Annotated in this window: 15 protein-coding genes; 7 read left to right on the plus strand and 8 right to left on the minus strand. The window is 72.8% G+C overall.

From position 1 onward, the window contains the following. Positions 1-12: 12 nt before the first annotated feature. From O2W18_RS07120 to O2W18_RS07135, 4 genes are all read left to right on the plus strand, one after another. The gene (locus tag O2W18_RS07120; protein WP_269186851.1) at positions 13-1,656 is read left to right on the plus strand and encodes an NERD domain-containing protein; all 1,644 of its coding nucleotides are present in this window, start codon (positions 13-15) and stop codon (positions 1,654-1,656) included. Between the two features lie 103 nt (positions 1,657-1,759). Continuing rightward, on the plus strand, positions 1,760-3,001 hold the full coding sequence (locus tag O2W18_RS07125) for a hypothetical protein (RefSeq protein WP_269186852.1): 1,242 nt from the start codon (positions 1,760-1,762) through the stop codon (positions 2,999-3,001). Between the two features lie 214 nt (positions 3,002-3,215). Then, positions 3,216-3,509 carry a helix-turn-helix domain-containing protein gene (locus tag O2W18_RS07130; protein WP_269186853.1) on the plus strand — a complete coding sequence of 98 codons (294 nt, stop codon included), beginning with the start codon at positions 3,216-3,218 and terminating at the stop codon, positions 3,507-3,509. Beyond that, positions 3,506-4,753 carry a type II toxin-antitoxin system HipA family toxin gene (locus O2W18_RS07135; protein WP_269186854.1) on the plus strand — a complete coding sequence of 416 codons (1,248 nt, stop codon included), beginning with the start codon at positions 3,506-3,508 and terminating at the stop codon, positions 4,751-4,753. The genes O2W18_RS07130 and O2W18_RS07135 overlap by 4 nt, the downstream gene beginning before the upstream one ends. Positions 4,754-4,792: 39 nt before the next feature. Here the strand turns inward: O2W18_RS07135 and O2W18_RS07140 are convergent, their stop codons facing one another. From O2W18_RS07140 to O2W18_RS07165, 6 genes are all read right to left on the minus strand, one after another. Then, on the minus strand, positions 4,793-6,424 hold the full coding sequence (locus O2W18_RS07140) for a DUF6398 domain-containing protein (RefSeq protein WP_269186855.1): 1,632 nt from the start codon (positions 6,422-6,424) through the stop codon (positions 4,793-4,795). A gap of 184 nt (positions 6,425-6,608) precedes the next feature. Further along, positions 6,609-6,893: a PIN domain-containing protein gene (locus tag O2W18_RS07145; RefSeq protein ID WP_269186856.1), complete on the minus strand. Its 285-nt coding sequence runs from the start codon at positions 6,891-6,893 to the stop codon at positions 6,609-6,611. 167 nt (positions 6,894-7,060) lie between these two features. Continuing rightward, the gene (locus O2W18_RS07150) at positions 7,061-8,746 is read right to left on the minus strand and encodes a GAP1-N2 domain-containing protein (protein WP_269186857.1); all 1,686 of its coding nucleotides are present in this window, start codon (positions 8,744-8,746) and stop codon (positions 7,061-7,063) included. Further along, entirely contained in the window at positions 8,743-9,927 is a 1,185-nt protein-coding gene (locus O2W18_RS07155) for a TRAFAC clade GTPase domain-containing protein (RefSeq protein WP_269186858.1), read from the minus strand. The genes O2W18_RS07150 and O2W18_RS07155 overlap by 4 nt, the downstream gene beginning before the upstream one ends. 1 nt (position 9,928) lies before the next feature. Next, the gene (locus O2W18_RS07160) at positions 9,929-10,066 is read right to left on the minus strand and encodes a hypothetical protein (RefSeq protein ID WP_269186859.1); all 138 of its coding nucleotides are present in this window, start codon (positions 10,064-10,066) and stop codon (positions 9,929-9,931) included. A 17-nt stretch (positions 10,067-10,083) separates the two neighbouring features. After that, positions 10,084-11,187 (minus strand): serine/threonine-protein kinase, encoded by a 1,104-nt coding sequence (locus tag O2W18_RS07165; RefSeq protein ID WP_269186860.1) that lies wholly within the window; start codon positions 11,185-11,187, stop codon positions 10,084-10,086. Between the two features lie 276 nt (positions 11,188-11,463). On the opposite strand from O2W18_RS07165, the gene O2W18_RS07170 reads away from it, so the two are divergent. Continuing rightward, positions 11,464-11,607: a hypothetical protein gene (locus O2W18_RS07170; RefSeq protein WP_269186861.1), complete on the plus strand. Its 144-nt coding sequence runs from the start codon at positions 11,464-11,466 to the stop codon at positions 11,605-11,607. A 9-nt stretch (positions 11,608-11,616) separates the two neighbouring features. Here O2W18_RS07170 and O2W18_RS07175 read toward each other — a convergent pair whose 3' ends face one another. Further along, positions 11,617-12,321, minus strand: a complete 705-nt coding sequence (locus tag O2W18_RS07175) for an endonuclease/exonuclease/phosphatase family protein (protein WP_269186862.1) — start codon at positions 12,319-12,321, stop codon at positions 11,617-11,619. 213 nt (positions 12,322-12,534) lie between these two features. Here O2W18_RS07175 and O2W18_RS07180 point away from each other — a divergent pair, with 213 nt between their 5' ends. Together O2W18_RS07180 and O2W18_RS07185 are read left to right on the plus strand one after the other, a co-directional pair. Continuing rightward, positions 12,535-14,268 (plus strand): putative bifunctional diguanylate cyclase/phosphodiesterase, encoded by a 1,734-nt coding sequence (locus O2W18_RS07180; protein WP_269186863.1) that lies wholly within the window; start codon positions 12,535-12,537, stop codon positions 14,266-14,268. Positions 14,269-14,314: 46 nt separating this feature from the next. Beyond that, a complete protein-coding gene (locus O2W18_RS07185; protein ID WP_269186864.1) occupies positions 14,315-14,512 on the plus strand; it encodes a hypothetical protein in 198 nt (65 codons plus the stop codon). Between the two features lie 46 nt (positions 14,513-14,558). On the opposite strand, the gene O2W18_RS07190 is transcribed toward O2W18_RS07185, so the two are convergent. Beyond that, on the minus strand, positions 14,559-14,906 hold the full coding sequence (locus tag O2W18_RS07190) for a superinfection immunity protein (RefSeq protein ID WP_269186865.1): 348 nt from the start codon (positions 14,904-14,906) through the stop codon (positions 14,559-14,561). Between the last annotated feature and the right edge of the window lie 70 nt (positions 14,907-14,976).

Below are 14,976 nucleotides of genomic sequence, written 5' to 3' on the forward strand. Positions count from 1 at the left end.
CAGCAGGCCTGCGTGACCGCACGCGTGTTCCCGGTGGAGCCGACCTTCGAGTCAGCCGCCGAGCAGACGTTCGTCCAGGCGCTGCGCGACCAGTTGCCCGACGACGCCGTCCTGTTCTGCAACCTGCGCTTCACCGACCGGTCCGGGGACCGGGAGGCCGACGTCGTCGTCGCGTGGCCGGGCGTCGGCGTCGCGGTGATCGAGGTCAAGGGCGGCAGCGTCTCGCTGCGCGAGGGCCAGTGGTGGCAGACCGGCGGGAAGAGCAAGGCGATCCACCCGGTCGAGCAGGCATTGAAGTGCAAGTACGCGTTGCGCGACTTCCTGTACCGGCACCCGCGGTGGTCTCGCGGCAACCCGCGGTCCAACCACTTCGTCGCGCTGCCGACGACCGTGCTGCCCGCCGACTTCGCGGCCCCGGACGCGCCGCGCTGGCTGGTCATCGACAGCACGGAGACCGCCCACGCGGCCGGCCGGATCTCCTCGGCGCTGCGCCGCACCGAGGAGGAGCAGGACGCGCCGACGCCGGACGACGTCGAGCTGCTGGTCGACTGCCTGGCCGGGACGGCGATCCCGCAGGCCGACCTGGTCGCCGACCTGGCCGAGCGGGAGGCCGCCTGCGACCTGCTCACCCACGCGCAGGCGAAGGTGCTCGACTACCTGAGCGGCAACCCCAGGGTGGAGATCCGCGGCGGCGCCGGCTCGGGCAAGACCTGGCTGGCGATCGAGAAGGCCCGGCGGCTCACCGCGGACGGCCAGCGGGTCGCGTTGATGTGCTACTCCCGCGGCCTCGCCGAGTACCTGCGGCGGCGGGTGCTGACCCTCCCGGCGCGGCAGCGACCGGCGTACGTGGGCACCTTCCACAACCTCGGGATCAGCTGGGGCGTGGCTCCCGGCTCCGACGACGACAGCTCGTACTGGGAGCAGCAGCTGCCCGAGACGATGGCGTCACTGGCGGAGGGGCTGCCGGTGGAGGAGCGGTTCGACGCCATCGTGATCGACGAGGCGCAGGACTTCGCCGAGTCGTGGTGGCCCGCCGTCCTCGCGGCACTGCGGCGGCCGGACGACGGCTGCCTGTACGTGTTCTCCGACGAGGGGCAGCGGGTGTTCGCCCGGCAGGGCCGGCCGACGGTGCCGCTCATTCCCATCGAGCTGCCGGAGAACCTGCGCAACACCAAGCAGATCGCCGGCACCTTCTCCAGCCTCGCGCCGGCGCAGATGCGGATCCGCGGCGGCAGCGGCGTCCCGGTGCGGTTCCTCCCGTGCGCGGCGGAGGACGCGATCAGCGTCGCCGACGACGCAGCCGACGCGCTGCTCGACGAGGGCTGGCCGCCGGAGTCGCTGGCGCTGCTGACGACGTACAGCCGGCACCCGGTCCAGGTCGAGCGGCAGGCCGCCGGTCAGGACGCGTACTGGGCGACCTACTGGGACGACGACGACCTGTTCTACGGGCACGTGCTCGGCTTCAAGGGGCTGGAGCGGCCGGCCGTCGTCCTCGCGGTGAACGGCTTCCGGAGCGAGGAGCGGGCGCGCGAGATGCTCTACGTCGGGCTCTCCCGGGCGCGTGACCTGCTCGTCGTCTGCGGCGACCTGGAGGCCATCCGGCGGGTCGGCGGGGAGGCGGTCGCGCGGCGGCTCACCGCAGGTGCGCCGCGATGATGCCGCCCCGGATCTTCCATCCGGACAGACCCCTGATCTGTGCAGTCCCCGAACTGTTTCCCGTGTCTCGCAGGCGTTCCCTGCCATGGTCCAGGAGTTCACGATGAACGACGAGATCCAGCTGATCAGCGATGGCGACGGCCTGGCAGTCATCGGGGAGCCGGCGGCCGTCAATCGCTTCCTCGTCGCTGAGGGACTGTCGTCGAAGGACCTGAACCTGCCCCGCCTCGGAGCCGTCTTCAGGGCAGGTTCGGCAACCGCACAGGCAGGCTCCCAACTCGCAGCCAACTCGGGTCGCTGGGTGAAGCTGACCGAGGAGTCCGCGCACAAGGTGAAGCAGTTCGGTCTGATGGAGAGCAAGACGCCGGGCGTCAGCCAAGCAATGGTGGGGCAACCTGGCGCGATCAAGTCATGGCTTCAGATCGAGAAGGCGCCCGGGGCGATGACGACCAACCCGGCCATCTTGGCCGGTGTCGCGGGGATCATGGCGCAGGTGGCGATGCAACAGGCCATGAACGAGATCACCGACTATCTCGCCACGATCGACGAGAAGCTCGATGACGTGCTCCGCGCCCAGGAGGACGCCGTCGTGGCCGACATGATCGGAGTGGGATTCGACATCGAAGAAGCGATGACCATCCGCGAGCACGGGGGCCGGGTCAACGAGGTCACGTGGTCGAAGGTGCAGGGCACCTCGTCGACGATCGCGCGAACCCAGGCGTACGCATTGGGTCAGCTCGACGGACTCGTGGAGAAGCTGGAGCGCAAGGCCAAGATCGGTGACCTCGCCGAGGCGACCAAGGAGGCCGAGTCCAAGGCCCAGGGCTGGCTCACTGTTATGGCACGTTGCTTCCAACTGCAGGATGCGATCGCCGTACTCGAATTGGACCGGGTGCTGGACGTGTCTCCGGACGATCTGGACGGGCATCGCCTCGGCCTGAAGGCATCCCGCCAGAAGCGCTTGGAGACCATTGCACAGACCACCGAGCGGCTGATGGCGCGCATGGACGTGGCTGCGGGCACGGCCAATGCGAAGGTGCTGCTGCACCCGACCACGGCACCGGCCGTCGTGCAGTCGAGGGAGCAGGTCGCGGTCGCCGTCGCTGACTTCCACGGGCGGCTCGGGATCGAGTCCGGTCGACAGTCCTTGGAGGCGAGGGCATGGGGCGATGCGGCCGCAGAGTTCAGGGACAAGGTCCTCGAGACAGGGGCTGACCGCGTCGAAGCATCCAGGCGCCGCGGTAACGAGACGCTCGACCGAGCCAAATCTGTGAAGGGCCGGATCTCCAGCGGGATCGCCGCGCGAGCGCTCCGCCGGCGCGGGGCTGACGAGAAGGCTGAGTGACACCACAGTCAACCGTCGCCGGTGTCAGCGTACGGATGAGCGTCGCCGCACGGGACCCCTTGTCGTTACGAGGGCAGTGACTAGCTCGTCCGGGGTGCCGAGGGGTGTGCGCGCCCGCCGTGTCATTTATTCTGCAGCGATTAGCGCGCTACTGTGACCTGTCGAGCGCCCCGGAGGGGTCTATCGTCGCCGGACTAACGGCAAGAGGAGAGACATGTCAGCACCCGGCGGCCCGCGGCGTCGCCGCAAGGACGACCAGACCGAGGTCGGTCAGTTGGTCGCCGACCGGCGGCTGGCGCTGAACCTCACGCAGGCCGAGCTGGCTGACCTGGCCGGGGTCGGCGTCTCGTCCGTCCGGACGCTCGAGTCCGGGGCCGATACGTTGACCCTGGCGGTCGCCCTGGCCGTTCTCGATGCCCTCGGGCTGGTGCTGGCCGTCGGCCCACGGCCCACGCTCGACGCGGTTCCCGACGCCGTGGTGCTCCGCCCAGGAACCGGCACCCGGTGACCACACCGTCCGTCGCCGACCTGGTCGGTGTCGCGGAGGCCGACGTCTACAAGGCCGGCCTCCTGGCCGGCCGACTGCGCCGGGACGGCGACGACGTCGAGTTCCGCTACACGGACGATTACCTGTCCGACGCTGCGCTGCCGGCGATCGCGGTATCGCTCCCCAGGCGCGCCGAGCCGGTGCGCGCCACGGCAGGCGCCGTGCCGCCGTTCTTCGCCGGGTTGCTCCCCGAAGGGGCCCGCCTGCAGGCCGTCATGACCGGGGCTCGCACGTCGATCGACGACCACCTCACCCTGCTGCTGGTCGTGGGTTCCGATGCCATCGGCGACGTCCAGGTGCTCCCTAGCGGTGTGCCGCCCACCGACCCGGCCCCGCTGTTCGATCCGGAGCAGGCGGGGACGGACGACTTCGCCGACGTCTTCGCGCGTGCCACGTCCACCAATCCGGACCAGCTCGAGCGGGTCGCGCTGCCGGGGGTGCAGGTCAAGGTGTCCGCCGCGATGCTCTCCACCCCGGTCGGCACCACGTCCGGCCCCGCCATCCTGAAGCTCGACCCCGACGGCTACCCGCACCTGGTCGAGAACGAGCACTTCTTCCTCGGCATGGCGCGGGCCTGCGGTCTGCCGGTGCCGGACCACCGGCTGCTGCCCGACCGAGCCGGCCGCCTGGGCCTGCTGGTGGAGCGCTTTGACCGTGTCACGGCAGCCGGTGCACCGCCTCGTCGGCTGGCGCAGGAGGACGCCTGCCAGGTGCTCGGCCGGTACCCGGCAGCGAAGTACCGCCTCACCTTCCAGGAGGCGGCGACCGGTCTCGCCCACGCCGTCGAGGTGGCCGGTGGCTCACGACCGCTGGCGTTGCGCCGCATCCTGGAGACGGCGGCCTTCAGCTACCTCATCGGCAACGGTGACCTGCACGGCAAGAACCTGTCCATCCGGCAGGCGCCGTCCGGTCTGTGGGAGGCGACCCCCGCCTACGACCTGCTGAGCACCCAGCCCTATTCATCCTGGCGCGACCCGATGGCGCTGCCGATGTACGGCCGGGCCAACCGGCTGAGCCGCCGGTGGTGGCTCGACGCGGCGCAGCGACTCGGCCTGGCCGAGCGGGCACTCACCCGCGCGCTCGACCGGCTCGTCGACGTGACTCGGGCACACCTCGACCGACTGGACGCGATCGGCTTCGACGACGCGACGACCGACCGGCTCCGGGAGCTGATCTCGACCAGGTGCGACGAGCTCACCGGATGAACTCGGCGGCGCGCCGCGCGGGACGAGCGCCTGTCGGCGTCAGTCGCGTGGGTCGGAGGACGCATCCCGCGCGGCGATCAGCTGACGCCGCCGCTCGGACGTCAGGTAGCGCGGCGATCCCAGCTGCGGACCGGCCGGGTCGTAGGCCGCAGCGCCGATCGCCTTCAGGAGGGCGGTGCCACGCTGCGATGGCGAACCGGTGAGGCCGAAATGGGCCATCAGCTCCTTCGTCGTGAGGCCGCCCCCGCCGGCCTGCTGGTTCGACCGGACCACCAGCCAGCACGCCGCTGCGGCGAGGGTGTCGGAACGACCGCGACGGCGGAACACCTCGGGGTCACCCTCGGCGGCTGCGGCCACCAGCCGGCGGGTCGCGGTGCGGTGTTCGACGTCCAGCATCGCGTCGCAGCAGCGGTCGACCAGCTCCACGACCTCGGCTACCCGGCCGTGCACGTCGTCCGGCACCCGCTCCCAGGCGAACGGCTCATCGGGCAGCGGTTCGGCATCCAGTTCCTCGAGAGCCGCGGCCCCGCCGACGACGCGAGCCAGCTCCTGCTGGGCCTGCTCGGCCAGGAGCTCGTCCGGGTCGAGCACGCCTAGAGTCGCGAGCAGTGCATCGGGTCCCTGGAGGCGCGGGGAGCGGATCGCCTCCTGGTGCTCCGGCTCGAACTCGTCGACCGCGGCCAGCGTCTCCGCGGTGAGCTCCGGCCGGATGCCGCGCTCTGCGTGCGCGAACCGGATCAGGGTCCGCAGGACGTCCGGCGCCTTCGCCAGCAGGCGAGCGTCGGCGACGATCTTCCGCGGGATCCAGTCGACCAGCAGCAGCTCCACGGCCACTGGGCTCCAGCGCAGCGGATCGCCCGGCCCGTAGTCGGTGCCGAACCACAGGATGTCGCCGAGCAGCTCGCGGTGGTGAGCATCGGTCAGGTCGGTCGCGAACGGTGAGCCGAGCACTCGCACGGCCAGGGCCTCCCGGTCCGTGCTGCTCCACTCGGGCCGCTGGTAGCCCTGCCCACCGGCGGGCAGCAGGCCGACGGCCCACTCGACCAGCGGCCGGTTCGCCGGCCACGTGTCGGTCTCCAGGGGCGGGAACAGTCGGGCCCCGTCCTCGATCGCCTCGGTCGCCCGGGCACGCACGTCGGCGGGGGCGAGCTCGCTGATACCGAGGTCGGGGTCGTCGGTGGTCTCCTGCATGAGCACGATCAGGTCCGGCAAGGCGCCGGGGACCACGAGAGCGTCCTTCACCACCGTCCCGAGGTTGTGGTCGACGTAGACGGAGACCGCCAGCTCCGACCCGTCGGCGAGCGTGACGCCCAGGAGCAGGCTCTCCCCGTCGCCGAGCACGTGCCCGAACTCGGCTGCGCGATCGGCGGTTCGGGCACGGTCCAGCTCGGTCAGCCAGCGGGGCAGGACGTGTCCGCGCAGGGCGATCTCGCGGTGGGCGCGGGCGCGCAGGACCCGGTCTCCGGTCAGGCCGGCGATCGCAGCCACCAGGGCGGAGGCCTCCAGGCGCGGCACGTGGAGGAACGCCTGGACGAGTTCCTCCCGGGGCGGCAGGGGCTCGGCGTCGTCCGACCGGAAGGGGGAGTCCCTGCGCGGGTCCGTGGCGGAGAGGAAGGCGCTGGCCACGTCGAGCAGGCCCAGTGGCTCCCCGGTGGCGAGCGCTTCTGCCACCTGGTCGAACAGGTCGGGAGTCCGCCGGCCTGTACCGGCCCGACCGCTCCGGCGGCTCGAGCTCGTTCCGTGCTTCCGTCGGCGTGATCGCTTCGGCACGGGACGACGCTAACGGGTGCGGCGGTGACTGGCCGATGTCCCAGCAGGGAGGGCGACCCGCCGGTCCGTCGCGCGGATCCGCTCCTCAGGCCTTCATGTCCACGACGGCGAGGCCGTCGTCCCGCCAAGCGCTGAGCAGCTCCTGGTCGCCGCTGGCCGCGACCAGGTCGTCGTCGGCGACGGCGAGCGCGGCCGCGCAGTGAACGGCGTCGTAGCCGCGCAGCCCGTCCCGGAGTGCGGCTGCGGAAGCCGCCCGCAACCGCGGTCCGTCGGCAGGCACGACGGTGAGTTCGCTCCACAGCTCGTCCAGCAGAAGTAGAGCGGCGTCGCGGGCGGAGCGGTGCAGCGCCCGGAAACGGGACGTAGGCACAAGGGGAGCGACGCCCAACGCATGGGCGCACGAATGCCCACCGACACCCTGTCCCTCGATGGTTGTGCTCTGGTGCGCCAGTACAGCCAGAGCACAAGCGTGCGCGGACCACGTATCGCTGACCAGCGCCGGCGAACTGCGGTGGTCGGGTTCCGGGTGCGCGAGGTCTACCGGCGGCGCCGCGGCCACATGCCGGTCTTCCGGCGACCCTCGGGCGCCTCCCCGCCGCCACCAGCGCCGAGCGCACCGGCGGCGATCCGGGCGACCTCGCCCGGCCAGCCGTCGTCCCCGGCCAGCACCAGGAAGTTGCGGGCCACGATCGCGGCGACCTCGTCCTCGGCCAACCCGGACCGGAACAGCACGTCCCGCAGCGCCCAGCCCTGCCCGGCCAGCTCGCTGGCGGCCACGGTGAGCGCCAGCCGTTCCACCATCGGCGCCGCCAGCCGTTCCGCCGCCCAGGGCAGCGCCGCCCGCACCACCGACGGCGTGGTGGAGCCACCGAGGGTCAGGAACCAGTCCGGGTCCTCCAGCAGCAGGTGCCCGAGCAGCGACGCTGAACTCGCGGGCCACTCGAGAACTCCCGCCCACTCCCGCACCAGCGCCTCCCGCACCACCGGCCGGCTGGTGGCCAACCGGGCCAGCCCGGCGAGGTCGTCGGTCAGCTCCAGCAGCGCCACCGGGGAGGGAAGGGCCACCGATTCCTCGACCAGCGCGGCCGCGGCCCCGCCGACCTCGGGCAGCCGGCGGCCCCGCGTCAGCTCCGCGGCGAACGCCTCACTCAGCTCGGCCCGGGTCAGCCCGGTGAAGCCGATCGGCACGTCCGCCGTCCCGGCGCCGCTGAAGACGGCGGTCAGTGCGGCGTCGAGCTCCCGGTCGCGCAACCGGTCCCAGACGTCCGGGTGCCGTTCCAGCGCCGCCCGCAGCGCCGCCTCCACCTCCGGGGCCGACGCGGCCACCGCGCAGGCGACGTCCACGGCATCCGCGGAGGCCAGCCACCACCCGGCCTTCTCCGACTCCAGCACCCCGACGAGTTGCGTCGGGGTCAGTGATGCCGGGTCCAGCCCCGTCCAGGTGTCGGTGAACAGCCACCGGTCCAGCGTCTCCAGCTTGCGCAGCTGGTCCGAGCACAGCTCCTTCTTCGCCGCCGCCTCCAGGAGCGCCCGTGCCCGCGCGGTGTCCTGACCGTCCGGCACCACGTCGGAGGTGACGTCCGGGCCGGCGTCCACGTGCACCCGCACCGCGCCGGCGTCGCCCATGACGGACGCCGTCCCCACGTGCAGCGCGACGGCCGAGGCCATCGCCCGCGGCAGCACACCGAAGAGCACTTCGGCGACGTCGCGTCCCGACGCGGTCCGGGCCGGCAGCCCGACCACCCCCGCACCGGCGGACACCGCCGCGAGCACCGCCGCCATCCCGGGCACGAGGGCGTCGACGTCGTCCGCGGTCAGTGCCGGCAACGACCGGCGAGCCGACGGCACCTCCACCGCCGGCATCTCCCGCGACGGTTCGGCCTCGGCTGGGAGCCCGTCGAGGAACCCGCCGCCGCTCCGGAACGCCAACACGTCCCGGGGCGTGAGCCGGCCGTCGCCGTCCCAGAGCAGGTGCACCAGGTGGTTGCCCGGCCGGCCGAACGCGTCGGTCCCGGCCGGCACCGTGCGGTAGGCGATCCGCCCGCCGGCGGCGTGCCGCAGGCCGAAGGACTCCCCATTGCCGAGGGAGATCAGCGGGCCGAGCGTGGCCCGGCTGTCACCGACCGCCGCGGGCCAGACCGGTGAGAGCTGGACGACGCCGAAGCCCGGCCCCTCCAGCGTCCGGCTCGCCGACGTGTAGACCAGCTGCGCGCAGGTGGTCATCGACGCAGCCGATCGGCGGCGGCGGAGTACGAGCCGTCCAGGTCCAGCCCGTCGCTGGGCAGGAACCGGTGCCGCGCCAGCAGCACCAGCAACGGTTCCAGGCAACCCACCGGGGCGATCGAGGGGTACGCGCCGTCGCTCGCCTCCGACCCGGTCGCCGACACGGCGTGCACGGTCGGGTCCGGCAGCCGGGTCAGCAACGTGGTCAGCAGGTTGCTGCCGCCGTTGACCTCCAGGAAGTCGACCAGCCGGGCGCTGTTGTCGCGCACGTCCTCGAAGAGGCTGGGCAGCGCGGCGAGGCTGATCTCCGGGTTGCGCAGCGTGTCGGTCGGGAACTCCGGCCGGGTGAGCAGCTTGTCGGCCTTGCTCAGGATCACCCCGGTGGACACCCCCTGCAGGAAGCCGTCCCGGCGCAGTCCGCGGGCCGAGCGGAGCAGGTCGGCCAGGTTGACCAGCATCTGCGTCGGCCGGGCCATGCCCAGGGCGCCCTCGCCGGGGTCGGCCACCGCTTGCAGCCCCGGGAACATCCCCGGGGAGAGCACGACGAGCACCGCGCTGGCAACGTACAGGAACTTGCTGAACCGGCCCAGGTCCTCCTTCCGGTACAGCTGCTCCCCGGAGGCGTCGAACAGGACGACGTTCATCGACCGTTCCTGCCCGTCCTGCGTCGTCCGCCGCAGCACCAGCATCAGCGGCTCCGGGGACTGGCCCTGCTCCAGCAGCGGCGGGGTCAGCGGCAGCTGCCGGTGGTCGACCAGCAGCGGCTGGTGGTACTGCCGCTCGAACCGGTCGGCGCTGTTCTCCTCCAGCTCGACGGAGATGTCCAACGGGGCGAGCGCCCCGGCGTGCAGCGCGTCGATCAGCACCGTGAGGTACGTGCTCTTCGAGGCGCCGGTGAGGCCGACGACGCCGACGACGACGGTCGGCCGCGTGGCGTAGTCCGGCGGCAGCCGGTGGCCGTTCGGGCAGACCGGCACGGCGTCGACCGCGTCGGAGGCGGCCGCCCTCGCCTGGGACGACGGGCCGGGTGCCGGCTGGCCACCCCACCGCCCCTCGCTGAAGCGCTGCCACGCGGTGCGCCGCTGGACCGGCACCGGCTGCGCCCCGCCGAAGGGGCTGCGCAGCAGCGGCTCCGGGAAGGTCTCCAGGCAGCGGGGACAGACGAGGTCCTTCTTCGCCATCTCAGCCCACCAGCAGGAGGTAGCCGAGCACCGTCGTGATCGCGAACACCAGCAGCAGCACCCGCTGTCGCTTCAGGTAGCGGTGCCGGCGGGCTTCCAGCGCCTGCTGGGCCATCGCGCGCTGGTACAGACCGGACACGACGCCTCCTCGGGGGATCAGAAGATGATGTAGGTGAGGAAGCCGAGCACCACGGCGGCCACCAGACCGAGCAGGACGGCGGCGGCGATCGCCGCCGCGTAGCCGGTGGGGGTGTCGGCGATCGCCCGCTCCAGCCGGGAGAGCTGGTAGCGCACCGCCTCCCGGACGGCGACGGCCGACCGCAGGTCCTGCAGCACCGTCCGGGGGGAGGGGATCTCCGACGGCTGCCCCAGCCAGCGGGTCTGCTGCTCGACCTCGCGGGCCAGCTCCGCGACCGACGGCCGCCGCTCCGGCGCGACCCGCAGCGCGTGCGACACCGGGTCGAGCAGGTTCGGCGGCACGGCGGAGAGGTCCACCCGGCCGGCCCGCAGCTCCAGCCAGTAGTCGGCGGGGGGCAGCTCGTCGTCGGGGTCCACCGGGTGCCGGGCCCCGGCGGCGTAGGCGATCACCATGCCCCAGCTGTAGACGTCGCTGGCCTCGGTCAGCGGCAGCCCCTGCAGCTGCTCGGGGCTGGCGAACAGCTTCGAACCGAAGCCGGCCAGCGCGGTGGTGACCGTGCCGGAGGGGCCCTCGGAGCCGAGGTAGCGGCTGATGCCGAAGTCGACGAGGAAGACGTCCCGGTCGGTGATGATGATGTTGGCGGGCTTCACGTCGCGGTGGACCACCGCGGCCGCGTGCGCGTCCCGCAGCGCCCGCAGCAGCCCGATGGCGATCCGGCGCAGCTCCTCGGCGTTGAGCCCGCCCTCCCGGGAGGCGAGGAACTCGTCCAGCGGGGTCCCCGCGACGTACTCCTGGGCGTAGTACGGATTGGCCGCGGTGAGGTCCTGGTCGACGATCTGGGCCACCCGGGGACTGCGGATGCGGGCGGCGTTCTCCACTTCGCGGGCGAACCGCCGCCGGACCAGCTCCCCGGCGCCGTCCGGCAGGCACTTGACGACCACCAGCGGATCGGCGGCATCGTGCCGGCCGACGAAGACGTCGGCGCCCTGACCGCCGCGTGGCAGCCGGCACAGCAGTCGGTAGGGCCCGATCTGCGGCGGGTCGCCGGCTTCCAGCGGGTGCAGGCGGCGCTGACCGAGCTCATCGGTCAGCCCCTCGGTGGGGGAAGAGGCGTCTGACACCGTGCCGTGCCCCTCCCGTCGCCGGATCGACCGCGGCCCACGGTAGAGCCCGGACCTGTGCCGGCACCATGAGCTCCGCCGTGCACCGCCGGAGGACGGTGCCGGCCGCCGTCGACCCGTTCGGGGGACTGGCTTGATGGCCGACTGATCAGTCACGCAGAGTCGTCGGATCGGGTCGTCGAACGACGGGGAGCTGGGCACATGGCGGACGGACAGCCGGGACGACGCACGCGCCGACGTCGGTGCCCCGAGTGCGGCGAGCTCGGTGCACTCCCGGTGGTCTACGGGCTGCCGGACATCACAGCCACGGACCTTGCCGACGAGGGCAAGGTCATCCTCGGCGGCTGCATGGTGGGGCCGGACGATCCCGACTGGCTCTGCCTGCCCTGCGCGAAAGGCCCGGATCAGCTGACTGCCTGACCGGTCAGCTCACCGCTGGACGGCGACCGTCACCGGCACGTGGTCGCTCCGCCCGGTGCCCACCCAGGTGTCGAAGTCGCCCACCTCGACCGCAGCCGCGTCGGCCCACGCCGTGGGCAGGAAGACGTGGTCGATGTCGAACGGCTCGTCCTGCCGGCGGTGGTGGAAGTAGGTCGGCTCCGCCGGTCGCTCACCGGTCTCCAGTCCGCGTGACGCCCGGTAGGCGTCGACCAGGCCCAGGTCGTTCAGGCGCTGCTCGACCCGGTCGTAGTGCTTCTGGCTGTCCGCGATCGGGGCGTTGAGGTCGCCAGCCAGGACGGTCGGCGCATCGGCGGAGAACTGTGCGATCCAGTCGACCGCCCGGTCGAGCTGCGCGACGTAACCGGGCGTGCCTGCGTACCTCACCGTCCAAACGGCCACCAGCGTGAACGACGTCGGACCGCTGACCCGCACCGGCAGCGCCCATCCGGGCGCCGACCCGGCGTCTTCATGGAGCTCGATCGACCACGGCTCCCGGGCCACGATGACCAGTTCCCTCGGGCTCTCCGACCAGACGCGCTGCCGCAAGCCGGTCAGCGCCCGGCCGTCGGGGGCGGTCGGCCAGGTCGCGGGTGTGCGGGCCTCGCAGACGACGGCCACGTCGACGTCCAGGGTGAAGAGGTGCTGCAGGTTCTCGTCGAACTTCCCGCAGCAGTTCCAGGTGCTCAGCTTCACCCGGCGATGACAACAGTGCGCAGGCACTGGGTGGCGCCGCCGCGCCCGAACAGGCCGGATCCTGGGTCGGCTGAGCCAGTAGAGACGAACGGCTGCTCTCCGGAGGGCGGTCACCCGGGCGGGGGAGTGGAACGGGGCAGTCTCGTTGGGCCGGTCAACCTCGCGCCCGACCGGGTCGACCACTGAGGGGTGAGCTGGTCGACGGCGCCTGCGGTGGCGACACCCCGGATGATGGCGCGCGTCCTCGCGACCTTCTACGTCGCGGCCGGCATGGCCGGGTTGCTCGCCGTCTTCGGTCCGGACGCCGCCACCGAGGGGCGTTGGGCGATCTTCGGCCTCGCCATCGTCGTCCTGGCGTGCGGCGCCGTGGCGTTCCGCTGGGGCCCGCACTGGCCGCGCCGGGTGTTCCACTGGCCGGTCGCGTCGGCCGCCGGGCTGGTGGCCGTCGCGGTGACGGTGAGCCCCGACGCCGCCACGGCGATGGCCGCGGCCACGATCATGGCCTTCGTCGCCGTCGACGCGTGCTTCTTCTTCAGCCTCCCGCTCGCCTGGCTGCACATGGCGTTCGGGATCAGTGCGGTGACCGCCGCGCTGCTCGCCCAGGGCGACGTCCCGGCGTCCATCGCCCTGGGTCTGGACGCGATCATCGTGGCGCTGGGCACCGTCGTCCGCGGCCTGGTCATCCGGGCGTCGAGCGCCAGCCGGGACCCGCTCACCGGGCTGGCCAACCGCCGCGGTTTCGACGACGCGCTGCACGAGCTGCGCACCGCGTCGTCCCGCGTCGGTGAGTCGCTCTCGGCCGCCCTGATCGACCTCGACCACTTCAAGCAGATCAACGACACCGCCGGCCACGAAGCCGGGGACCGGGTGCTCTGCCGGATCGCCGACGTGTGGCGCCGGGAGCTGCCGCCGACGGCCGTCTTCGCCCGGCACGGCGGCGACGAGTTCGCCCTGCTGCTGCCCGGCGTCGGCGGTGCCGAGGCCCTGACCCTGGTGCGCCGGATCGCCGACCGGCACCCGGACATCGGGATCTCCTGCGGCGTCGCCGAGCACCGCCCCGGCGAGGGCGCCGCCGAGCTGATGCGCCGGGCCGACCGTGCGCTCTACGACGCCAAGGCGGCCGGCCGCGGCCGGTGCGAGCTCGAGGGCGGCAGCGGCTCGGCGCTCGCCCACGACCTGGGGGCCGCGCTGGCCGCAGGTGAGGTGGCGGTGCACTACCAGCCGATCGTGGCCCTGCCGGACGGCGTCGTCGTCGGGGTCGAGGCGCTGGCCCGTTGGACCCATCCCGAGCACGGCCCGATCCCACCGGAGGAGTTCGTCGCGGTCGCCGAGCAGAACGGGCTGATCCTCGCCCTCGGGGCGCACGTGCTGCACACGGCCTGCGCCGCACTGGCCGGTGTCCGCACGCCGGCCGGCGTGCAGGTCACCCTGGGCGTGAACGTCTCCGGCCGCGAGCTCAACGACCCGGACTGCGCGCAGCGGGTGCAGGACGTGCTCGCCGAGACCGGCTTCCCCGCCGGCCACCTCGTCGTCGAGGTCACCGAGAGCCTGCTGGAGGGCGAGTCGCCGGCCGCCATCGCCACGCTGCACGCCCTGCGCGCCGCCGGGGTCGTGGTGTCCATCGACGACTTCGGCACCGGCTACTCCTCGCTCAGCCGGCTGGACACGCTGCCGGCCGACGTCCTCAAGCTCGACCGTTCGTTCATCGCGACCGTCGCCTCCTCCCCGCGCCGGGCTCAGATGCTGCAGAGCCTGGTGGCGATGTGCCGCGGCCTGGGCCTGGACGTCGTCGCCGAGGGGGTGGAGACCGCCGAGCAGGAGGCCGCGGTGCGCGCGATGGGGTGCACGTTCGCGCAGGGCTGGCGCTACGGCCGGCCGGTCCCGCTGCCCGAGCTGCTCGCCGGGCTCACGGACCAGGCCCTCCTGGAAGCGGCCTACCGTGGGTGAGGCAGCTGCCCGCTCCGGAGCAGGTCCGAGCGGAGGGGTCGACCACGTGCGGCAGGTCCGGTCCGGCGCACCCGAGGTGGCCACGCCCCGGATGGCGGCGCGCATCCTCGCCGTCTTCTACGCCTTCGGTGGCGGCGCCGGGCTGCTCGCCGCACTGGGCGCGACACCGCACGCCGAGCGGAACACGGCGGTCACCGCGATCGCCACCAGTGCCCTGCTCGGCGCGTTCTCCATCGCCCGCTGAGCACCGGGCCGGCCCCGCGGCGCACCGAGAGTCTGTTTCCCTGGGCTCAGGACACCGCTCGCCGGGTCTCGCTCCACCCCGCCCCGTCCCACCAGCGCTCGGCCGACGGGTCCGAGGGATCGCGGTACCAGCCCGGCTGGGGTCCTGCTTGGCCGACCATCGGCTGCGCCACGAGGACGACCGGCTCCGGTCGGCTCCGGGCCGCCATCGCCAGCGAGACGACCCACCCGACGAACGTCCAGCCGAGGAACAGGTTGAGCACCAGCACCGTCCCCCGATCACCGATGCCCCGGGCGAACGCGATGATCGTGGGAGTGAAGTAGAGCGCCAGCAGCACGAACACCATGAGCAGGACGACGAAGCCGCCGCCCCCACTGCTGCCTGAGTCGTCCATGGCGCACCCCCGTGACGGATGCCGTTCCCGCTGCCCTGTGACCCGGGATCCGGTTCGCCAACGGTCCCCG

Origin of the sequence: Modestobacter sp. VKM Ac-2983, assembly GCF_026967885.1 — a bacterium.
Classification (GTDB): Bacteria; Actinomycetota; Actinomycetes; order Mycobacteriales; family Geodermatophilaceae; genus Modestobacter.